Below are 22363 nucleotides of genomic sequence, written 5' to 3'. Positions count from 1 at the left end.
GGTCAGAGGGACCTTAGGGGCGCTCGTGGGCGTCGAGCCCGCGCGCCGGTTTGTGCCAAGACGTGATTAGGGGGAGAGCTATGGGGGCTATGGAGAAGCGACCGGATTCTTCGGGCAAAGTGCGCGACATTTACGACTGCGGGGACACGCTGCTTATGGTAGCCAGCGACCGCGTAAGTGCCTTCGACTTCATCTTGCCCGACGAGATCCCTTCCAAGGGCGAGGTGCTCACCCGGGTGTCGGCCTTTTGGTTTGACAAGTTCAAGGACATCGTTCCAAATCATATGGTGAGCCTCCAGGTGGAAGATTTCCCGGAGGAGTACGCGCCCTACGCAGATTACCTGGCAGGACGCGCCATGTTGGTGAAGAAGGCCCAGCCGCTGCCCATCGAGTGCATCGTGCGCGGCTACCTCACCGGCTCGGGCAAGAAGACCTACGACGAAGACGGCACCGTATGCGGCATCTCTCTGCCAGAGGGCCTCACTGAGGCCTCCAAGCTTCCCGAGCCGTTGTTCACCCCGTCCACCAAAGCGGCCATCGGCGACCATGATGAGAATATTTCTTATGAACGCTGCGTAGAGATTGTGGGCGAAGACATCGCCTCCCAACTGCGGGATTTATCGCTTAAGCTCTATAAGGCCGCGGCAGACTATGCAGCCACGCAAGGCATCATCATCGCTGACACCAAATTCGAGTTTGGCCTTATCGACGGTGAGGTGGTGCTCATCGACGAGGCACTTACGCCGGACTCCAGCCGCTTCTGGCCTCAAGAGGGTTATCAAGAAGGCCAGGTGCAGCCCAGCTATGACAAGCAGTTTGTGCGCGACTGGCTCAAGGCCAACTGGGACATGCAGGGTGAGCCCCCTCATCTGCCTGCCCAGATCATCGAAGGCACTTCGAAACGCTACAAAGAAGCGTTTGAAAAGATTACGGGCGACGCTTTTGTCCCCATGAAGGAGCAGTAATACATGTCCATCCGCAATCCCAACAACGAGCGCTCGGTCAAGCAGCGCACCGAGAGCGTCTCCGGCATGGCGCGCAAGAGTTCCTCCAGCGCCAAGCCCGTGCGTGCTGCTGCCGGCAGTGTGACTCAGGGCTCGGGGAAGAGCAGCTCCAAGTCTGCGAACCGCGCTGGCGGCGCCCCTCTCTCCAAGGAGGAGCGCAAGGAGCAAAAGCGCATCGAGCGAGACGCCCGCGACCGCGCCACCGTGGTGAGCAACATCCTGCTGCGCCAAAACCCCGCCTACAACAAGGTGCGCCGCGTGTGGTGGGTTGGCCTGGGCGCGGGTCTCGCCCTCACTGCCGTCTCCTGGCTGGCCATGTTCATCTTCCCCGGCGCCTCCCAAGATATCACTTCGCCTATGGGCATGTTGGCCATGGTCTGCCTCATTCTGGCTTACGTGTGCATCATCGGCTCGTTCATCTTCGATTGGGTGAAGGTGCGCCCCATCCGCCGCGACACCGACGCTACGGTAGCCGGTCTCTCCGCAAAGCGCATGCAGGCCATCATCGACGAGGACTACAAGCGCGAGGAAGCCAAGCGCCTGGCCAAAGCCGAGCGCAAGAAGGGCTCCAAATAGCACGTCTGGCCCCGCGCGTCCGCCATGTGTGAGCGCTGCACCAGGACCGCATGCCCACCTTCTTGCCGAGAAACCCTGCCGCTGCAGGTTGGCTGGCATCCCTCGCTGGGATGCTCGAGCGAGCAGGGACGCCTGAGCGGGGGTGCCTTAACCAGCCGGATGCGTTAAAATAGTCCAATCATGCGTCTGTAGCTCAGGGGATAGAGCACCGCTCTCCTAAAGCGGGTGTCGACGGTTCGAATCCGCCCAGGCGCACCACGAATTGATTGCAGCCCAGAGCCCGCGTGGGGTTCTGGGCTGTTTGCGTATAGGCAGGTGGGGTCTCGCCTGCGGTGACTGACAGTTTTTTGGGCGAGGTTGTTTTTGAGGGTGAGAGTACGGGTGCTCGAGAGGCTGCCTTAAAGGTCTGGCGCACCCCTAGGGTCCCATGGTTTTAGGGTCTAGCACCTTCCTATGGCTCCATGGTTTTAGGGTCTAGCCCACTCAGAAAACCTTCTTCAATAGCTACACTAGAATGTAGCTGAGGTAGAAGTATGTGTCGACACATGCTTCTTTAGTAGTTTCATTCATATGTAGCTAACGCAGTTTTTTCTGAATGCCCACTATCAGCCGAATTTGCGCCTTAAGGAGTCTCTCCATTACATCAAGCTTAACAAGAACTGAATCAACTGATATAAATAAGGGAGTACGTTGTTCGAATTTATATTAGTAATAATAGTTCGAGGAGAGAAGTCTGTGTTTAGCTTGCGCAAAACCCTAGTCAGAAAGACTTTCGCATTATTGGCGATGTGCGCCTGCCTGCTGTTGGCCGTTCCTGTCACAGCACAAGCCTATGTGCCACTAAATCAGCCAGAGATCAAAGCTGCAGCCCAGCGAGAGGTAGATGCAGCTCAAAGCGAAGTAAACTCGCTCTCTGCCAAGGCCACCATCAACGAACTCACATTCTTTCAGTGGATGCAGTCCACTGGCAAGGCTGGTGGCAAAGAGGCCGTGGAGGTGCTTACCAAGTCGCCTATCTTGGCCAATACAAAGATTGGGGCATCCGGTGACGCCACTTCCTGGGCCAACTTCAAAGAGTCGCTTAAGTGGATCAAGGAGTGCAACCGTTTGCGCGCTGAGGCCAAAACAGATCCCAAGACTGGTGCTGTACTGGGCCAGTTCAAGGTAAGCCCTGAGCTCATGGCCATTGCCGCTGTTCAAGGCAACAAATCTGCAGTGGTTTTAGGTCATACCCAAGCTTATAAAGTGGGTGAGAATCTCTCTTGGGGCTATGCAGATCCTTTTGAGGGTTGGTATTGGGAAGAAATGGCCACCTATAAGAACAGCAATGTGACCAATCCTTCTACTGGCAAGACGTATGCACCAGAAAAAGGTGGAGAGACTGGCCATTATCTCAACATTGTGAATTCGAACTACCTTACCACAGGTTTTGCAACAAATACTGTGTCTGGGAACAAATACCCCATCACTCATGGTGAGACCTTTGAATTCAACAAGCCTGCCTACACCACCGCTGAGTTCGATGCTCTGGTGGCCGAGTACGAGAAGAATCCCGAGATCAATGGCTCTGCCGATAAGCTTGTGGCTGCCCAAAATCGTCTCAATGCTGCTAAGGCTAAGCTTGCGGCTGCCTCCCAACCCAATTGGTGTCAGGATGGAGGACGCTGGCGCTGGTGGAATGGTAATGGCTGGTCCACCGGCTGGGTTAATACCGGTGGCCATTGGTATTGGCTGGATAATTCTGGCGCCATGGCTACCGGCTGGATCTACACTGGCGGCGCCTGGTACTGGATGGACGGCTCTGGCGCCATGGCCACCGGTTGGGTGAAAGTGGGAGGCACCTGGTACTACCTCACCGGTTCAGGCGCTATGGCTACCGGTTGGCGCTGGGTAGGCAATGCCTGGTACTACTTGAATGGCTCTGGCGCCATGCTCACCGGCTGGCAGTGGATTGGGGGTGCCTGGTACTGGATGGACGGCTCTGGCGCCATGGCGGCCAACCGCTGGATTGGCAACTACTACGTGGGCGGCTCCGGCGCTATGGCCACCAACAGGTGGATTGGCCGCTGGCACGTGAACGGCGCGGGAGTCTGGGACGCTACCCGCTAAGCGCTCCGTACTCCTTCTGCTGGATCCCTTGAGCCCTCATCTGCACAATGGCTGCAGATGAGGCCTTTTCTTGGCAGGGATGGCCCAGAGCAAGCCAGACAAGAGGAAATGAGGCAACACTCCTAGTCCCGTGACAAAGCTACGGCCCAGGGCGGTATAGTCTGGCGCACCCCTAGGGCCCCATGGCTCTTAGGGTCTAGCACCTTCCTATGGACCCATGACTTTAGGGTCTGGCTCCCTCAGAAAACCTTCTTCAATAGCTACATCACAGCGTTGCTAAGATAGTGGTATTTATATCTATACTTTTACTTTAGCTACCATGCTATGTAGCTAAAGTAGATGCTTTTCTGAGGCACATTTACCCTTTATTGGCCCTCCTCTACCGCCTGTGGACTATCCCTTCTATCTCGTAGAAACCACTTTCATTACCCCAGTCACTCAGCCTCATTCCTCCAATAGCGATCGCGTTCACAGCGCGCCACCTATCGCTCACGCTTTCACCCTCACGGCTCCACCCTCAACTCGCCATCGCATTTCGCAGCAAGCGTCCAAGAATGCGTAATCGTGGCTTACAGCAAGCAGTGCGCCAGGGAAGTCGGCCAGTGCGCGCTCCAGCGCTTCTACCGAATGCAAATCCAGATGATTTGTTGGCTCATCCAGCACCAGTAGCTGCGGCTTCTCAAGCATGCCCAATGCGATTATCAACTTGCGGGCCTCGCCGGGACTCAACGATCCCCCTTCCAAAATGCGCTCCGGCTCAGAATTAAGTTGTGCCACCACCGAGAGCACTTGCCCGCGTTCGGCTGCACTCAGCTCGGCTAAGCGCTCCAGCAGCTTCCGAGTACCCTCTTCATCCACCTCCTGAGGCACATAAAGCACTCGCACATCCTGGGGTGCCTGTGTCAGAAGCCATCTCACCAACGTGCTCTTCCCCGAGCCATTCGGTCCCACCATGCCCACATGGTCGTGATGTCCTACGTACAGGTCAGGCACCGCCAGCTCGTCCTCGCCGCACGCAATAGACGTCGCTCCACAACGAAGCAACACTGGGCGCGGATGCACCTCCATCTCCACCCAAAGGTTGCCGTCGTAGCGCTTACTCACCTGAGCTGCAGCTTTGCGCTCCTGAGCCCTCTTCAGCCGAGCGTCCATCGCACTGGACCGCCGCCCGGCAGCCCCGTCCTGTCCCGAGACAATCGCCAGCCCAATGCGCGCCCGCCCATCGTGATCCTTGGGGTCCAGCCCGCGTTTGGAGCGTTTCGACGCTGCGGCAGCTGCTTGGTGGGAGCGTTGGAGTTTCTCGGCAGCAAGACGATTCAGCTCCCGAGTGGCCGACTGCCGCTCATGCGCCGCACTGCGCCGCTCTAGCTCCATCTGTGCCCTCACCACCGAGGAGTTTCCCGGTCGCAAGATTACGCGACCCTGCTCGAAGCAAGCGCATCGGTTGCCGAGAAGATCCAGCAACTGGCGGTCGTGGCTCACCAGGATACCCGTGCCCTTGAATTGTTGAAGCACTTCCAGCAGCTGTCGGCGCGCCTGGTGGTCGATGTGGTTGGTGGGCTCGTCGAGGATGAGGGCGTCGGGTTGTTGCCAAAGCGCGACGGCTACCTGGAGCTTCTTTTGTTCGCCGCAGGAAAGCTGGGCGAAGCGCCAAGGCATGTCGTCTTGAAGGGCCAGGCGGGAGCGGAGGCTCCGGGCGAGGGGGTCGTAGGCGCAGGCGAAATCGAGGAGAGCCTCTGGTGCCTGCTGGGGATCCTGAGGGCACCAGGCCACATAATCCAAGCGCTGAATGGTGCCCTGCTGCGGCTCCAGCAGCCCTGCGGCGAGCTTTACCAGCGTGGTTTTGCCGCAGCCGTTGTCGCCTAAGAGGCAGGTCCAGCCGATGGTGAAGGTGAGAGATAGATTGTGAATGAGGGGCTTGGTGGCGCGGGGATAGGCAAACGTCACGTCAGATAAAACGATAGGCATAAATCTAGACTCCTTGGAACTGCCTGACTCATGCGAAAAATGGCTCACGAGCTGGCAGTATCTATGGCGGATACCTGAGGATGTCTAGAAGATGCGCAAGATGCACTCTGCCTTTCTGTGGGTCCGATGGCGCCGCCACACGCGCTGCAGAGAGGATGGAAGAGGTTCTGCTCGGCCCAGCGAAGTCAGAGTAACACGAGAGAGGGCGAAGAGCGATCCAAGGGCGGCAGGTTTGCACTTGAAGTGAGGAAGTCGTAAGTGCATGTGGGGCGAAGGGGACCTCGAGATTGGAGGGCAGGGGAGGATGCAAAAGCGGCTTGGAGAATAAGGGGGATAAAGGGGATGTGCGCCCTCTAAAAACAAGCTACGTTAGTTACATTGTAATGAGACAAAGATAGAAAAACTGCGATAGCTACATATAGTGTAACTATCGCAGTAGTATTTCTGAGGCATTGAGACCCTAGTTCTGGAGGCCTGCGAAACTCTAGTTCTGGAGGCCGCGCCATTTTACAGGCCTGTGCCCCCTGGTGGAGTAGTCCCAACCTGTGGGGCCAGTGTCCGCAGGTCCAGCAGACCCCTCTGGGTTTGAGGGCCGCCGTGCAGCCAACGCTAGGCTAATCCTCGCTGTTCGTTCCGTCGGTACCTCCGTTGTTGCCAGCGTTGCCAGGGCTAGTCGGTTGTTGGGAGGAGGTGTCGGGGCCGGCGGACACAATGATGGTCACTGTGGTGCCGGTGGGCTGCGAGCCAGAGGGCGAGTGGCTAATGACCTGGCCTTTAGCCACGCTGGTGCTTGCTTGCCAGCGGGTGTTGTAGCGCAGGCCGGCGTTTTCCAGGGTGCTCTGGGCCTCCTCGAAGTTCAAGCCATCCACGTTGGGCACATCCACAGACTTGCGGCCGGTGGAGATGGTGAGCGAGATGGTGGTGCCGGTGGGCTGGTTGCCAGAAGGCGTGTAGCTGATGACGGAGCCGGCAGGCACGGTGTCGCTGGCGGTGCTGTTGCCTACAGAGACGATGAAGCCTGCGTTCTCCAGCGTGGAGGTGGCGCTTTCCTGGGTGTACCCGGTGACGTCGGGGACGCTCTTGGATTCGGCGCCCTTGGAGAGGTTGTAGGTCACCGTGTCACCCTCTTTGGCGCTGGTGCCGGCAGCGGGGCTCTGGCGGGCTACGTGGCCGGCTTCGATGGAGTTGTCGGACACGGAGTCTCCGGCTTTGCCCACAAGACCCAGCTTGGTGAGGGCTTCCTCTGCCTGGTCGGGGGTCATGTTGGAGAGGTCGGGCACCGTCACTTCTTGGGCGGGCCGCTTGCCCTTGGAGACGGTGAGGTTGATACGCGTCCCCTTGGGGCGCATGGAGCCGCTCTCAGGGTCCTGGGCCATGACGGTGCCTTCGGCGGCGTTGTCGTCGTAGGACTCGGAGATGGTGCCCACCTGGAAGAAGTCAGAGTCTTTGATGGCCTTGGTGGCGTCATCCTGGCTCATGGTGATGTAGTTGGGCACGCTGCGATCGCCGGCTTGCTGCCCAAAGAGGAACCAGAGGGCCACGCCTAGGATGGCGATGGCGGCGATCACCCCTAGGATGATGCCCACGCGCTTGCCTTTGGAGGGGCCCTCGTCATCCACGGGGGTCACGTTGCGGCCCATAGAGGCCTGTATGCGGGTGTCGCCGGACTTGGAGTCGGGAGCCACCCGGTTCATCTGCTGGGTGCCCTGGCCGCCTTTGTTGAGGCGTGTGGTGGCTGCCGCAGGCAGCATGGTGGTGGCGTTGTTGGAGATGGCTACCACGCGGCCGGCAAGGTAGTCGGTGAGGGCGCGGCGCAGCTCGTCCGCCGTCTGGAAGCGCTGGGCGGGATCTTTCATGAGGCACTTGAGGATGATGGCCTCAAGCTGGGGGTCCACGTTGGGGTTCACCTGGGAGGGCGGCACAGGCTGCTCGTTGACCTGCTTCAAGGCCACAGAGATGGCGTCGTCGCCGTCGAAGGGCACCTTGCCGCAGGCAGCCTCGTACATGACGATGCCCAGGCTGTAGATGTCGGAGGTGGGGCCTAGGGGCTGGCCCTTGGTTTGCTCGGGAGAGACGTAGTGAGCGGTGCCAAGGACGGAGTTGTCGGCGGTAAGGTGGCTGTTCTTTGCTCGGGCGATGCCAAAGTCCATGACTTTGATGTTGCCGTCCGGCTGCACCATGATGTTTTGAGGCTTGATGTCACGGTGGATGATGTCGTGCTTGTGGGCCACCGAGAGCGCCTGGCAAATCTGGGAGCCGATCTGGGCCACCTTGCGGGAGTCCAAGGCGCCGTGGGTGCGGATGCCGCTCTTGAGGTCGGTGCCGCGCAGGTACTCCATGATGATGTAGTAGGTGTCGCCGTCCTTGCCCCAGTCGAAGATGCCCACGATGTAGGGGCTCTGAAGCGCGGCGGCCGCCTGGGCCTCCTGCTTGAAGCGGGCGGCGAAGGAGGGGTCGGCCGCGTACTGCGGCAACATGGTTTTGATGGCGACTGTGCGCCCCAGTACCTCGTCAGTGCCGCGGTACACCGTGGCCATTCCGCCGATGCCAATCTTGCCTTGGACCCGGTAGCGTCCGCCGAGGACCCTCTCTGGCATATCCCTCTCCTATCTGTGCGCGTGCCTTAAGGGATGGGCACGTTTGTGCAGCGATCTGTGGTGTGTGATGCCTCGTGGTGAATAGTTCTACATTTGAAGTGCGTCTATAGTGCAGGTGCGGCCATCTCTTACCCCTCCGCCTGAACTTGCAGGGAAGCGGCGATGATGCGCGAGGCCAGCCTGGTGGCGACCCCTCGCACGTTGTCGCCGTTGCCCTCCACGCAGATGGAGACGGCAATGGTGGGTTTATCCGCAGGGGCAAACCCTATGAAGAGGGAGTTGGCCGAGGATCCGGTCTCTGCCGTGCCGGTCTTGCCGGCGACTTCTACGCCGGGGACCGAGGCGGCAGAACCGCTTCCGTCGTCAACTACCTCAAGCATAGCTTCCTTCACTTGGGTTGCGGTCTCAGAAGAGATGGCTTGACCCAAAGATTTAGGGGTGGTGGCTGAGATCTTTGTGCCCTCGGGAGAAAGCACCGAATCCACCACATAGGGATTCATCACTACGCCGCCGTTGGCAATGGCCGCTGCGATAACGGCATTCTGCATGACGGTGGTCTGGGGGCCGATGGGGCCTTGGTGCTCGCCTACCGGCTGGCCGCAGGCGGCCCAGGCAGTCTCCCATTCGGTCATGTCGGCCGGGTTGGCCATAACCGAGGGGGTGCAGGCAAAGTCCAGGCCGATGGTGCCGTTGTAGCCATAGGCCCTGGCGGCATCCACCAGGGCTTGGGCGCCTAGCTTGACGCCCAGCTGGCCAAAGACCACGTTGGAGGAGACCGCGAAGGCCTTCCTCAGGCTGATGGTGCCGTACTCGCGGTTGCCGTCGTTGGTCACCGCGGCGCCGCCGATGTCCATGGAAGCCGGGGCGTCCCACTGGCTGTCCAGCGTGGCAAGCTTGGAGTTCAGGGCTGCAGACAGCGTCACGGCCTTGAAGGTGGAGCCCGGCGCGTAGAGCGACTGGGTGGTGCGGTCCACCAGGGCGCCTTCCCCGCTTTGGCCGGAAATGACCGAGGAGAGATCGTCGTAGCTATAGGTGGGCGAACTTGCCTTGGCCAACACTGCGCCCGTGGAAGGATCGAGCACCACGATGGCGCCGGTGTAGCCCTGGAGGGCCTCGTCGGCGGCCTTTTGGATCTTGGAGTTCAAGGTGAGCACCACGGTGTCGCCCGGCTGCTCCTTGCCCGAGAGGGCGTTCAAGGCGCTGCGCCAGCTGGTGTAGTCGGCATGGCCGGTGAGCGAGGTGTTCATGGACTGCTCGATGCCGGTGGCGCCGTATTGGGTGGAGATGTAGCCCACCGTATGGATGGCGAGATCCCCAGCAGGATGGCTGCGCACGTAGGTGCCGTCTGCCTGTTGGAGCGACTCGGCCAGAGTCACGCCGTCGGAAGTGATGATGGCGCCGCGCTGCACCTTGGAGGAGCGGGCGATGGTGTGGTTGTTGATGGGCAGGTTCTGGTAGTCGGAAGCCTTGATCACCTGGATGAAGGTGAGGTTGGCGATGAGCAGCGCGAACAGGACGGTGAAGAAGGTCACCAGGGCAGTGAGGCGCGAGGAGAGGGCCACGCGCCCCAGCACGCCGGACTCCGGGGTCTCCATGCCGCGGGAAATGCGTGCATAAGGGCTGTTTTTAAGGGCCTCGAAGCTCTGGGAGGTGCCGTGGGCATGAAGCGCCGGGGTGATCTCGGCGCCGGTGGTGCCCGAGCCGCTCACCAGCACGGAGTGGCCGGTGCCTTGGTCGCCGCAGCGAAGCAGCAGGCCCACGGCGATGAAGCTCGCCAAAAGCGAGGAGCCGCCTTGGCTCATGAAGGGCAGCGTGACGCCTGTGAGCGGCAAGAACTTGGTGACGCCGCCCACAATGAGGAAGGCTTGGAAGCAGATGGAGGTGGTGAGGCCTGCCGCAGTGAAGGCTGCCATGTCAGACTTGGCGCGGGCCGCGGTGGCAAAGCCGCGCACCGCAAAGAGCATGAAGAGCAGCAGCACGGCGCTGGCGCCCAAAAGGCCCATTTCCTCGCCTATGGCCGAGAAGATGAAGTCTGAGGCCACCACCGGGATGAGCTCGGGCATGCCCTTGCCCACGCCGGCGCCGAAGAGGCCGCCGTCGGCCAGGGAGTAGAGGGATTGCACGATTTGCAGGCCACCGCCCTGGGCGTCTGCAAAGGGGTCTAGCCAGATGTCAAAGCGCGTGCGCACGTGGCCAAAGAGGAAGTAGCAGGCCACCGCCGCCAGGGCCAAAAGCGCCACCGACACCACCACATAGCTCACGCGGCCCGTGGCCACGTAGAGCATCACCACAAAGATGGTGTAGAAGAGCAGGGCGCTGCCCAGGTCGCGCTCGAAGACCACGATGAGCAAGGTGAGTCCCAGCATGAGAAGGATGGGCAGCAGCATGCGGGGCGCCGGCAGGGTGAGGGGGCCGTACTTGCGGCTGGAAGCCGAGAGCAGCTCGCGATTGGCCGCCAGGTAGCTGGCCAAAAAGAGCACGATGGCGATCTTTGCCAGCTCGCCGGGCTGGAAGGAGAAGGGGCCGATCTGCAGCCACAGCTTGGAGCCGTAGTGGGCCACGCCAAAGACCATGGGCAGCAGAATAAGCACCACGCCGGCGATGCCGATGGTGTACTTGTAGTCGGCCAAGGCATCGAGGTTCTTTACCAAAAACAGGGTGGCCACCATGGCGGCTACCGAGACGAACAGCCACATGACCTGGGACATGGCCGAGTTTGGGGCCAGCCGGGTCACAAAGGTGATGCCTATGCCGGAGAGCACGAACACGATGGGCAGGATCGCCGGGTCTGCGCCGGGGGCCAAGAAGCGCACCGCCACATGGGCCGCCGCAAAGGCGGCGAAGAGGCTCAGAGGCACCGAGACGGTCTCCAGCGACAGGGCGGTGCCCGTGTCGATGACGTACATGGCATAGATGAGCAGCACCGGCACTGCACCTGCGATGAGCAGCAGCAGCTCGGTGGTGCGGCGATTGGCTCCCCGCTCCAAGGGATCGGGCGAGGTCGCAGTGGCGTAGGGGTTCAGGTTCATGCGGCACCGCCTTCCTGAGGCGCAGCGCCGCCTTCAGAGGCGGCTGCATCGGGAGCAGGGGATTCCACTGCAGCAGAGGCGCCATCGCTGGCAGCGGTGGCTGCGTCCTTGTCGGCGGCAGAAGCGTCTCCGGAGCTCTTGAGGGTGTCGGCAGTCTCGGCGGCCTTGCGGGCGGCCTCCTCGATCTGCTTGCGGTAGGCGTTCACGGTGGCGTTGGCGGCATCCAGGTTGTCCATGGTGATGCCGGAGGCCAGCTGGGTTTGGACGGCCTCGGGAAGCTGGGAGGCCTCGACGCTGGTAGTCTCTTGGAGATGGGAGAGGGGGAAGCCTAAGAAGTCTCCCTCGACGCCCTGGTAAATGGCCACATAGCCCTCTGAGGTGGAGAGATAGTAGCTGCGGTTCACGATGAGGGAGCCCACCAGCCACACCACGGCCAAGATGGCGACGAAGCCGGCCAGCCAGCCCAAGACGGCGTTGCGGCGCTTGCGGGAGCGGGCCGCCTCCTTGCCGTCGTTCAAGATGTCCACCACGATGACGGTGACGTTGTCGTGGCCGCCGGCGATGAGGGCGGCAGAGACGAGGGCGTCGGCACAGGTCTGAGGGCTGGCGCTGGTGACGCAGATGTCCTCGATCTCGGAGTCGGGCACCATGGAGGAGAGGCCGTCGGAGCACAGCAGCACGCGCTCGCCGCTCTCTACGTCCAGGGTGAAGTGGTCTGCATACATGTCGGGGTCAGAGCCCAGGGCGCGGGTGATCACCGAGCGCGACGGGTGCACTCGGGCCTCGTCGGGGGTGATCTTGCCGGAGTCCACCAGCTCCTCCACAAAGGAGTGGTCGTGGGTCACGCGCACCAGGGTGCCTTTGTGCAGCAGGTAAAGGCGGGAGTCGCCCACATGGGCGATGGCCATCTTGTCGCCTTCGATGATGCAGGCGGTGGCGGTGCAGCCCATGCCCTCGCGGCCGCGTCCCTGCTCGGGGGCGCTTATCACGTCCCTGTTGGCCGCTTCGATGGCGGCGCCCAGCCCGGCGGAGTCTGCGTGGGCGGGTGCCTCCTGGGCGATGGCATGGATGGCGATAGAGCTGGCTACCTCGCCCGCGGCATGGCCTCCCATGCCGTCTGACACCGCAAAGAGCGGCGGGCGGCACAGATAGGAGTCTTCATTGTGATCGCGGATAAGCCCCACGTCGGTGCGGGAGCCCCAGGCCAAAAAGTGGTTGGACCCGCTCTCGGAGTCAGATCCCGGCCTGCTCGACAAGTCGAGCATGGGGCGCAGGGGCGCGGTGGCTTGGCGCACCAGCTTGGACGCCAAAGAATGCTCCTCTGTCATCGGCGGCTCACTCGAAGCACGGCGTCGCCTACCTGCAGGTCGTCGCCGTCGCGCAGGGTGACGGGCTCGGTGACCTCGCGGCCGTTGACCATGGTGCCGTTGGTGGATTCCAGATCTTCCAGCACCAGCGCCGGGCCCTGGAGGGTGAGGCGCGCGTGGTTGGCGCTCACAAAGGGCTCGTCGATGACGATGTCGCAGCTAGGGGAGCGGCCAATGACCACGGGCCCCAGCATGTCCACATGGAGGCCGCGCAGGTTGCGAGGCCCCTTCTCCAGGTCCAAGGTCCAGATGGCGGAGTCTTTTCGCTGCCCTTTCACCAGGCCAATGCCGGTGCGCATGACCGCGAACAAAAACAGGTAGAGCAACACCACCAAAAGGATGCGGCCAATAAAGAGGACGAGGTCGATCATCAGCCCTCCCGGAACTCAAGGTTCGTAAGCCCCAGCGTGATGAGGTCGCCGTCGCGCAGCACGCAGCGCTCGATGTCCACGTCGTTCACCAGGGTGCCGTTCATGGACTTGAGGTCGCTGATGAGCCAGTGGCCGCCCTGATAGGACAGCTCTGCATGGCGGCGGCTCACGTTGGGGTCGTGCAGCACGATGCCGCCGGTGGTGCGCTCGCGGCCAATGATGCAGCGGTCGGAGGTGCAGGCATAGGTGCGCCCGCTCTGGCGGTCGATGAGCACCGCCGAAGGGCCCGTCGCACGAGGCGCGGCCCCTGCCCGCGGGTTTACCAGGGGCACGTTGCGGCGCTGGGTGGGAGGGGCCATGGTAGGCCCAGGGACCGATGCGGCTGGCTGCTGCACCGAGGGCGCCACGGGAGCCGGGGCGCCGGGCACGTCGTAGCCGGCATAGCTGGGGGTGGCGCTGTAAGAGCCGTCCGCATGGGGGTTTACCAGGGGGGTCGAGGCAGCATGCCTGCGGCTTGGCGCACCGGCGCCAGCGGCAGACGCATTCTCTGCTGCCGAGAAGGACGGGGCGCCGGCGGCCGGGACAGCTGCCTGGGGCACGCCATTGTCGGCATAGGGAGCCGCGGGCTCCGGACGCAGCGCCAGGTTGGGGCCCATGGGGGCCTCGGGACGCGCGACAGGGACGCCGGGCTGCTCGGAGATGTAGGCGTCTTCCACCACGTCCAGCACGGTGCTGGGGCTGATGACGTCCAAGCCGGCATCTGCGCCGTCTGCCACCGGGCTGCCGATGGGGCCCAGGCCCGCTTCCAGCGCGTTGGCGCGGGGGCGGGCAGAGGCGGCGGCGCGCGGAGTGGCTGCAGCGCGACCCTGCGCAGGGGCGGCGGCAGGGGCGCCCGAGAGCACCTCTTGCTCCTCCACCCGCAGATGATCCAGGGTACGGGCGTCGACATTCTCTGCAAACACGGAGAACTTGCCGTGCTTGAGCGACGGGTCCACCATGAAGCGCACCAGCGGCGCGCCCACAAAGGTGTAGCCGCGGCGCTGGGCATGGGCCTCCAAAAACAGGGCCGTCTCCTGGGTGAGGCTGGCGTAAAGAGGGCGCATGGCGGCATCGTCGTCTGCCGATATAAGCACCGTGAACAGGGCAGGAGCCGTATCTACGCCGTTGATCACGTAGGTCTCTTTTTCCAGCTCGCTCGAGGCCTTCTTGGCAAGCTTTTTAAAGGAGAAGGGCGCGGCAGCCTGGGCGGAATCGCCAAACAGACCAGAGATGCGCTCTTCGAACACGTTAAGGAAGTTCACTGTCTTCACCTTCCCGGCGCGCCGTGGGGATGCCAAACAGCGCGACCATGAGGAGCATGAGTACTCCTGAGCCTACCGCAACGGCCGTGGCCTGAACTGATGGAGCGGCCCATATCTGGCCATTCTCCAGACCTGAAGCCACGCAAAGCCCTACCAGCATGAGGACGACCGCCAAAAGCTGCCCTGCCGCCACGCGCCCCGGGCTGCCTTTGGCGCCGCACCAGGACGCTGCTGCAGCCGCCAATGCCGAGAAGCCCACCACGCACACCGCCGCTCCCACGGCAGCCAGAGGGCCCATGCCGCCGGCAGAGCTTGCAGCGCTTCCTGCGGCTCCCGCTGCAAAGAAGAGGCTGCCTCCGGCGTTGCCGCCTGCTCCTGCGCGCACTACCAGCGCGAGCAGGGACGACAGGGCGCTGGTGAGGGCCGCCACGGCAGGCGGCAGCCCATAGCCGGCAATGCCCGGGCTCACCGCCGGCGACCCGGCAGCCGGCCCTGCGAGCAGAGAGATGCAGGCCAGGCGGCTGGAGTTTCTCGGCAGCCAAGGCAGCACGCGCACCACCCAGAGCAGGGTAGGCACCGCCACCGCGGCGCCCCAGCCCAGGGCGGGCAACAGACCGCCCGCGCCGAAGGCAACCGAGCCCGTCGCCACACAGGCAACCAGTAGCGTAGTGCAGGCGCCCACCATGGGAGCGAGCGCGGTGAGGGCTGCGCAGGCGGCAGGTGCCAGGACGCTCACCCAGCTCAGGGGCAATCCCAAGCTCTGGCAGGCCCAGCTGGTCACGAGGAATGCGGCCAGGGCGTCGGCGGCGACACACACAAAATCCGCAAGCCATGGGATGCGGCGGCCAGGCGGGTCCATCGCCCTCCAGGCCGACTCATCGAACTCTTCGCCTTCCTCCGCCTGGTCCAGCAGCCCGCAGATGGAAGCCCGACCTTCCTCAGGGTCTCCCAGCGACGGCACCACTTCGCCCGCCAGCTCCAGCGGATCCACCATGCGCGCGGCTGGATCGGCGCTCATGGCGCTTTCGAAAGCCAAAGTCACGGGGCCAGCCAGCTCGGCTTCCACCGAGTCCAGCGGCGGCGCCCCCTTTTGTTCCAGCTTGAGCGACTTCTCGGCCGTAGGGGCCGAGAAGGGCGCCCGTCCCGTAAGCGCCTGATAGCAGACGGTTGCCAGCGAAAAGACGTCGGTGCGCTCGTCCACCAGCTCGCCGCAGAGCTGCTCGGGAGGCATGTAGCCCACCGTGCCGCCTCGGGCATCGTCCCAGCCGGCCGCCGAGGCCAGCGAGGCCATGCCAAAGTCTGCCAGCTTCACCGCGCCGGTTTTGTCGATCATGATGTTTGCGGGCTTGATGTCCAGATGCAGCACGCCGTGGTCGTGGGCGTAGGAGAGCGCCGAGGCCACCGACTGCAACACGTAGGCCACCTCGCACCATATAAGCACGCCGCCCTCGACGCGGCCCATCAACTCAGAAAGGGTCACGCCGTCCACGTACTCCATGACTATGTAGGCGAACTGATCGTCCACCGCAAAGTCGTGCACCGTGACGATGTTGGGATGCGTAAGCGCGCTTGACGCCCGGGCCTCTGCCAGCGCCTCTGCCACTGCGGCATCGACCCCATAGCCTGCGGCGTTCCCCGCGCCCCAGCCCGCGCCACCTGCCCCGCCAGCGCCCCAGCCCGCTGGGCTGTACCCTGCGGCATCGTAGCCCGCCTGGGCATAGACCTCGGGATCCTGGGATTCCAGCGGTAGGCACTTGATGGCCACGCGTCGCTGCAGGCGCACGTCCCAGCACACCAACACGGAGCCAAAGCCGCCCTGGTCGCGCTGCTCTATGATGCGGTAGCGCCCCAACAGCTGGGGGGATGCAAAACTCTCGCCTCCACCCGCCATCCCTAGGCCGCCTGCAGCGCCAGCGCCGTAGGCGCCGCGACCCGTGCGAGAGGGTCCAGCCTGCGAAGGCATCTCTTGGTTGAATGGGGCCATAACGACGTCCTTGGTGTGTATGGGGTGCGAATGGACGACTTTTGTCTGCAGGCACCGATGGGTACCTGCGACTCTTTGGCTTCCTAGTGTAGCATCCCCGCTGAGCCGAGGCACTCTTGCCCGTCCCTGCGCCAAATCAAGGAGAGCTTATGTGGAGAAACGGGCTCATAGGTGCGATCAAAAAAACTTTGCCACAGGCGGTAAAAGTGTGGCATACTAACCTAGCTACGCGGGCGTGGCGGAATTGGCAGACGCGTACGGTTCAGGTCCGTATGAGAGCAATCTCATGAAGGTTCAAGTCCTTTCGCCCGCACCAGACTTTCTCAGGAGCCCCTCAAGGCTCCTTTTTTCATGCCGCGATGATCCATAAAAAAAGAGCCCCTAGCTGAAGAGCTTCCTAGCTGGTGCGTCAAGAAGCTCTCGAAGGCCCAGGGGCCCAATATGTAGCAAATGAAGCATAAAATCAGAGGGATCTGCAATACTTATCCTGCGAACCACAGAAGCTGCTCGTCCCGCGCATCGCAGAAGCCAGCTGCCTCGCGCACCACAGAAGCTGCCTCGCGAACCACACGTTGCCGTTCGGCATCCGCTGTGTTTCACCGCTCCATCAGCGCTGCTTGGAGTCGGAGTCCTCATCGTCGTCGCCAAAAACACCCGAGAAGATCCCGCCTTCCTCGTCGTCGGTCTTCTCATGGTTGAAGTACTGCTTGCGCGTGCGGCGCTCCAGCACGAACGCGATGATGAGGCACAGGATGATGCCGCCAATGAACAGGCAGGCCACGCCTGCGCGCGTATCAAAAAGCCAGCTAAAGAAGTCCATGGTTAACCTTTCGGTGCAAGATGTGCCCAATGGCCGGGTCGCGCCGTTGCGACAGGAAGCCCGGGGTAGTATCCAACAAGTAGTAGTGGCAAGTATATACTGATAAATCGCCCAAATAGCAGTAGTGTCAACCCACAAGAAAGCGGGGCCCCATGCTCGATATCAAGTTCGTACGAGAGAATCCCCAGGTCGTCGACGCCGCCATGGAGGCGCGCCACGGCTCCTGGGACCGTGAGAAGTTCTTCGAGCTCGAGGCCGAGCGCCGCTCCACCATCGCCCAGGCCGAGGCCCTCCAGGCTGCGCGCAACAAGGCGTCCAAGGAGATCGGCGCCCTCATGCGCGAGGGCAAGCGCGACGAGGCGGACCAGCTCAAGGCCCAGGTGGCTGCCGATAAGAGCCGCATCTCCCAGCTGGAAGACCGTCGTGGCCAGGTAGAGCAAGAGCTCCACGACCTCATGAGCCGCATCCCCAACATCCCCGACGCCTCGGTGCCGGAGGGCAAGGATGACTCCGAGAACGTCGAGGTCCGCAAGTGGGGCACCCCGCGCCAGTTCGACTTTGAGGCCAAGGCCCACTGGGATCTTGGCCCTGAGCTGGGCATTATCGACTTCGAGCGCGGCGTGAAGATCGCCGGCAGCCGCTTCTACCTGCTGGGGGGCATGGGCGCCCGCCTGGAGCGCGCCCTCATCAACTTCTTCGTCGATATGCACATCAAGGCCGGCTTCAAGGAGTGGTGGCCCCCTGTCATCACCAACGCCGAGACCCTCTACGGCACCGGCCAGCTGCCCAAGTTCGAAGATGATCTCTTCCACGTAGAGCCCAACCTCTACCTCATCCCCACCGCCGAGGTCATGCTCACCAACATCCACCGCGACGAGGTCATCAACGGCGACAAGCTGCCCCTCAAGTACACCGCCTTCACCCCCTGCTTCCGCGAGGAAGCAGGCAGCGCTGGCCGCGACACCCGCGGCATCATCCGCGTGCATGAGTTCGACAAGGTGGAGATGGTCAAGTTCGCCCGCCCCGAGGACTCCATGAACCAGCTTGAGGCCATGACCCACGAGGCCGAGCTCTGCCTCCAGGCCCTGGGCCTGCCTTACCATGTGGTGACCCTTTGCTCCGGCGACCTGGGCTTCTCCGCCGCCAAGACCTACGACCTCGAGGTGTGGCTGCCCAGCTACCACAACTACAAGGAGATCTCCAGCTGCTCCAACTGCTGGGACTTCCAGGCCCGTCGCGCCAACATCCGCTACAAGGACCCCAGCGAGTTCAAGGGCACCCGCTATGTGCACACCCTCAACGGAAGCGGCCTCGCCGTGGGCCGCGCCATGGCCGCCATCATCGAGAACTACCAAAACGAGGACGGCACCGTCACCGTTCCCGAGGCCCTGGTTCCCTACATGGGCGGCGTGACCCTCATCACCCCAGAGGAATCCATCAACGCCTAGCGCTCCCTACACCTCGATCTACCTGCGCTAACACGCCTCCGCAACCCCTCGTTGCGGAGGCGTTTTCGATTCTCAACCCAAAAGCGGTGGCACGCAACCGGCCTTCTTGGCACGCTGGAACCAATGGAACCGCACCACTTCATCCCGCAGCCCACCGCACAGGAAGGCACGCCCATGAACGTCTCCATCGCCGAGCGCCTCGCCACCCTCCGCCGCCAGCATGGCCTCACCCAGGAGCAACTGGCCCAAAAGCTCGGAGTCTCCCGTCAGGCAGTCTCCAAATGGGAGCGCACAGAATCCAGCCCCGACACCGACAACCTCATCGCCCTCGCCCGCCTCTACGGAGTCACCCTCGACCAGCTGATCTATGGAGAGGACGCTCCCGCCGAGCTCCTCGACCCTGCCGAGAAGCCCAACTTCCAAGACTCGGACGACGCTTCTGGTCCCAGCGCCGCCGACGCCGACAATCCGGCAGGCGAGCCCAACCCCGCAGGCGACTCCCCAGACGACCCCGATGCCGAGAATGGCGACTCCCGCGACCAGGTCCATTGTTCCTGGGACGAGGGCGTCCATGTAGACGCCGACGATGCTTCAGTGCATGTAGGTTGGGACGGCGTGCGGGTGCACGACTATGTCTCTGGCGACCAGGTGGAGGTGGGCCCTGGTGGCATCCACATCAACGCCACCGACGGCACGCATACCGTCCGCACCCAGGACGATGGCTCGGTATGGATCGACGACACTCGCTACGACAGCTGGGCCGACGCCCACCGCGCCACTTCCCACGACTCCAAACCCAAAGCCTTCATCGCGTGCATTCCCTATGCGCCCCTCTCCCTCATCGCCCTGCTGGGCCTAGGCCTCTTTGGACAGCGTTGGAACCTGGGCTGGGCTTTCGTCGCAGCCATCCCCGCCTGGGAGAGCCTCTGCGGCGTTGCCAATGCGTGGGTCCGCGGCCATCGCGGCAAGAAGCTACGCGGAGCCGTTGCCGGCTTTTGCTTCTGGACCGGCCTCTCCATCTTTCTCGTCACCGGCGCCCTCTGGGGCACCTGGCATCCCGGTTGGGCTTGGATCCTCCTAGGTCTCGCCGCATCACTCCTGGTAGACGCCCTCTGGCCCAAGAGCTACGACTCGTAGCCGCACCGTAGCAAACTCGGGCTATCAAGACCTGTCTATCCCACACATCCCAGCGAGCCCCAGAGCGCCATCCATTCGCGCGCTCTGGGGCTCGTCGCACGTTATTGGCTCACCGACTCCTGCGCGTTCCTAAACAGCCTGCTCAGATAGTCCGCGGCGCCACGACGCACAGAGTCCAGCAGGCTCGGATGTGCCGCCGACCAGTCCACCGGATGCTCCTTCAGCCACACCCGCGCAAAATCGATGACACCCTGACCGTTGCCCGGATTGAACGTCTCCTCACCCGGCACAGGGATGTTCACCTCGACGTCTGCCGCCTGCGCGTAGAGAATCTCCAGCTGTTGAGCGCCATAATTCATGCACTTGGTCATGAGGTTCAAGACCGTCAGATCATCCGCCGGTTCAAAGGTCCTAAGCATGTGCGCTGCCACAACCCCGTCCACCGTGGACCGGTCAAACAGCGGCGTGGGCAGATTCATGCGACATCCGCCGTCTACCAGCGTATGCCCCTCAAAGGACAAAGGTTGCACTACCAGCGGGTATGCTCCCGAAGCCGCAATGCAGCTCGCCAAATCGTGATCGCCCGGAATCCACTTCCACGACCCCGCCGGCCCCGAGAAATACCCATCCGTTCCCGTGAACACGCATAGCTCGCCGGTGAGAATATCCACAGAAGTCAGCGCCAGCGGCAGCTTCAAATCCCCAAAAGTTTTGACTCCCACCTTTTCCAGCAGGGGAGCGACCTGATCCATCAGCACGCCGTCACCCAAAAACCCTTGATGGGTCACCGCCGAAAGCACATGCCTCTTCATGGTCTTGATGATTCCCGCGTCTGCCACCGACTTGTCCAGCTCCAGCAGCAAACTCTCAATGTCCGATGAGCTCAGCCCCGACGCCACCAGTGTTGCCACCAGCGCGCCCATCGAGGTGCCGGCCACCGCTGCAACCTTTAGATTGTTGCGTTCCATATCTTCAAGCACCGCGACTTCCGAGAACGATCTCCAGCCGCCACCTGCCAGAGCGAGCCCAACGCCTTCCCTATGATTAGATGCCATGGGTTCGACCTCCCTTAATATGTGTAAAACTTACATAGAGTCCTTGTACCCCAATAAAACAGAACATATGTTCTAATATGAGGAGGCACAGAGTTTTTTCGAGAGGAGATAGCATGACACATCATCGTCGCAAGGCTTCCAAGCATCCTGCCCAGCCCTCAGAGGTAATCCAGCAGGTAGCTCGTATAGCTCACAATCTAGAGGGCGACATTGTCGAGATCGCCGTCTACGATTCCGCCGACAACATCTACCTCTATGAAACCCTGAGGCGCTCCCAGCCCTTCTCCAATGCCCCCGGTGCCGAGAAGCCCGCACCCCTCCACCGGCGAGTCACCCTATGCAAGACACAGGAACCTTGGGCTGCCCTCCGTTGTGCCCCGGGTCAAGAGGCTTTGGTTCTCACCCAAGACCTAAAGGGTGTCACTACGCTCTCGGACCTCTTGGAGCTTCTCATGGCTGCAGAATGCCCCTATATCCTGGAGAACTCTTCCATGAGCAAGGCCCTTTAAGCCAAGTAAGTAGGGATAAATATGATTTCAAACTTAAAGGGTTAGATTTGTTAGATCTGTGATCGGAGAAGATGGCTCTTTACAATTCAAGCCACCTTCCCCATATGGGACACGTTTTCCATCCTTCATTAAATCCCATAAGCTGTAAGTCCTCAGGGTTCTGGTGTTAATTAACTGAAGCATTTTTGTATGCCAAGAAGAGCCAGGGGCTATGCGTTCGAGTATATAGCCAAGAATAGTTAGCAGCGTAAATGTGGAGCTGTTATTGACCTCGTAGGGGTGATGCCATTCGGGGTACTTGCGGCCTCTAGGGATTTTTGTTTTGTTGCCCAGGCGTCGGTTCCATAAGCGATCATGATGAGCACAGATATTACGCACGGTGTTTAATGTAATCAACCATGACTCTAATACGAGATAAGGCACGCCAATTTCGTTGGCTATACCCCCTTTTACTTCATTTGAAGAACCGCGGAAAAGAGTCAACATCATTCCAAAATCCATGATGTTGACCAACATCCAGTACGGTGGCAACTCGTGGGAATCCCCATACTTTTCTTTAAAGTGGTCTGTGAAAAGCGTTTTCGAGCGATCGTAGGCTTTAAAGCACCTTGAGATAAAACCGCAATGGATCTTTTCGTTCATATTTGGAAGGCTGGCAGCGTTGAGGTAACCAAACGGGCCATCTTTCTGTGCCAGTCTATATGCAAGCTGAGTTCGCATATAAATCTCAAGACGCTCGATGGCATCAAGGACAACAAGTCTTAGTTGCCTATCAAACGTATATAACTGCCATATCTTATTAAACCGTGTTCCCGGGATAAAAGATTCGGAGCCGTCTATAGATATCTGTTTGAATATGTACCAATTTCCACTTAGTCGGTAATAACCTACGTCTTCAAGACGAGTGATCAGGTCAGTTCTATTAAAGATGAGACCAAGTTCTGCAAGTTTGTCGGCTTGTTGGTCATACGAAAGCCACGGCTTACGGTACTGCATGTAACCCCTAAAAAACACCCGCCAGAGTTTGCATCATCTCAAAAAATGAGAGAGAGGCATGGCGGGTTCACTGACATTACTCTACCACACAG

General features: G+C 61.3%; 16 protein-coding genes and 2 tRNA genes. 8 read left to right on the top strand and 10 right to left on the bottom strand.

Features of this window, described 5'->3' with window-relative positions; genetic code table 11:
- Window positions 1-80: 80 nt before the first annotated feature.
- From OR601_RS08465 to OR601_RS08655, 4 genes are all read left to right on the top strand, one after another.
- A complete protein-coding gene (locus OR601_RS08465) occupies window positions 81-965 on the top strand; it encodes a phosphoribosylaminoimidazolesuccinocarboxamide synthase (RefSeq protein WP_265591721.1) in 885 nt (294 codons plus the stop codon).
- A 3-nt stretch (window positions 966-968) separates the two neighbouring features.
- Window positions 969-1580, top strand: a complete 612-nt coding sequence (locus OR601_RS08460; RefSeq protein WP_136011780.1) for a DUF418 domain-containing protein — start codon at window positions 969-971, stop codon at window positions 1578-1580.
- A 182-nt stretch (window positions 1581-1762) separates the two neighbouring features.
- Window positions 1763-1838, top strand: a tRNA-Arg gene (locus OR601_RS08455).
- A gap of 477 nt (window positions 1839-2315) precedes the next feature.
- Entirely contained in the window at window positions 2316-3689 is a 1374-nt protein-coding gene (locus OR601_RS08655; protein ID WP_323373076.1) for a hypothetical protein, read from the top strand.
- Window positions 3690-4178: 489 nt separating this feature from the next.
- Here the strand turns inward: OR601_RS08655 and OR601_RS08445 are convergent, their stop codons facing one another.
- From OR601_RS08445 to OR601_RS08415, 7 genes are all read right to left on the bottom strand, one after another.
- Window positions 4179-5657: an ATP-binding cassette domain-containing protein gene (locus OR601_RS08445; protein ID WP_265591720.1), complete on the bottom strand. Its 1479-nt coding sequence runs from the start codon at window positions 5655-5657 to the stop codon at window positions 4179-4181.
- Window positions 5658-6271: 614 nt separating this feature from the next.
- Complete coding sequence (gene pknB / locus OR601_RS08440) at window positions 6272-8254, bottom strand: Stk1 family PASTA domain-containing Ser/Thr kinase (RefSeq protein ID WP_265591719.1); 1983 nt, start codon at window positions 8252-8254, stop codon at window positions 6272-6274.
- A gap of 128 nt (window positions 8255-8382) precedes the next feature.
- Entirely contained in the window at window positions 8383-11283 is a 2901-nt protein-coding gene (locus tag OR601_RS08435; RefSeq protein WP_265591718.1) for an FtsW/RodA/SpoVE family cell cycle protein, read from the bottom strand.
- On the bottom strand, window positions 11280-12611 hold the full coding sequence (locus OR601_RS08430; RefSeq protein ID WP_265591717.1) for a Stp1/IreP family PP2C-type Ser/Thr phosphatase: 1332 nt from the start codon (window positions 12609-12611) through the stop codon (window positions 11280-11282). Before OR601_RS08430 ends, OR601_RS08435 begins: the two co-directional genes overlap by 4 nt.
- Window positions 12608-13021, bottom strand: a complete 414-nt coding sequence (locus OR601_RS08425; protein WP_136011785.1) for an FHA domain-containing protein — start codon at window positions 13019-13021, stop codon at window positions 12608-12610. Before OR601_RS08425 ends, OR601_RS08430 begins: the two co-directional genes overlap by 4 nt.
- On the bottom strand, window positions 13021-14322 hold the full coding sequence (locus OR601_RS08420; protein ID WP_265591716.1) for an FhaA domain-containing protein: 1302 nt from the start codon (window positions 14320-14322) through the stop codon (window positions 13021-13023). The genes OR601_RS08425 and OR601_RS08420 overlap by 1 nt, the downstream gene beginning before the upstream one ends.
- On the bottom strand, window positions 14309-16306 hold the full coding sequence (locus OR601_RS08415; protein ID WP_265591715.1) for a serine/threonine-protein kinase: 1998 nt from the start codon (window positions 16304-16306) through the stop codon (window positions 14309-14311). Before OR601_RS08415 ends, OR601_RS08420 begins: the two co-directional genes overlap by 14 nt.
- A 229-nt stretch (window positions 16307-16535) precedes the next feature.
- Between OR601_RS08415 and OR601_RS08410 the strand changes: the two genes are divergently transcribed.
- Window positions 16536-16622 (top strand) — tRNA-Leu (locus OR601_RS08410).
- Between the two features lie 291 nt (window positions 16623-16913).
- Here the strand turns inward: OR601_RS08410 and OR601_RS08405 are convergent.
- Window positions 16914-17126 carry a DUF6724 family protein gene (locus tag OR601_RS08405; RefSeq protein WP_265591714.1) on the bottom strand — a complete coding sequence of 71 codons (213 nt, stop codon included), beginning with the start codon at window positions 17124-17126 and terminating at the stop codon, window positions 16914-16916.
- 152 nt (window positions 17127-17278) lie between these two features.
- Between OR601_RS08405 and serS the strand changes: the two genes are divergently transcribed.
- Window positions 17279-18574, top strand: a complete 1296-nt coding sequence (gene serS / locus OR601_RS08400) for a serine--tRNA ligase (RefSeq protein ID WP_265591713.1) — start codon at window positions 17279-17281, stop codon at window positions 18572-18574.
- 174 nt (window positions 18575-18748) lie between these two features.
- Window positions 18749-19711, top strand: a complete 963-nt coding sequence (locus OR601_RS08395; protein WP_265591712.1) for a helix-turn-helix domain-containing protein — start codon at window positions 18749-18751, stop codon at window positions 19709-19711.
- 101 nt (window positions 19712-19812) lie between these two features.
- On the opposite strand, the gene OR601_RS08390 is transcribed toward OR601_RS08395, so the two are convergent.
- A complete protein-coding gene (locus OR601_RS08390) occupies window positions 19813-20766 on the bottom strand; it encodes a patatin-like phospholipase family protein (RefSeq protein WP_265591711.1) in 954 nt (317 codons plus the stop codon).
- Window positions 20767-20879: 113 nt separating this feature from the next.
- On the opposite strand from OR601_RS08390, the gene OR601_RS08385 reads away from it, so the two are divergent.
- Window positions 20880-21275, top strand: coding sequence for a hypothetical protein (locus OR601_RS08385; protein ID WP_265591710.1), 396 nt, complete (start codon window positions 20880-20882; stop codon window positions 21273-21275).
- A gap of 33 nt (window positions 21276-21308) precedes the next feature.
- Here OR601_RS08385 and OR601_RS08380 read toward each other — a convergent pair whose 3' ends face one another.
- A complete protein-coding gene (locus tag OR601_RS08380) occupies window positions 21309-22271 on the bottom strand; it encodes an Abi family protein (protein ID WP_265591709.1) in 963 nt (320 codons plus the stop codon).
- Window positions 22272-22363: the final 92 nt, after the last annotated feature.

The organism is Leptogranulimonas caecicola (assembly GCF_023168405.1).
Lineage (GTDB): Bacteria > Actinomycetota > Coriobacteriia > Coriobacteriales > Atopobiaceae > Leptogranulimonas > Leptogranulimonas caecicola.
The sequence above is the reverse complement of the archived record's forward strand: the minus strand, read 5'-3'. Positions and strand labels throughout refer to the sequence as shown.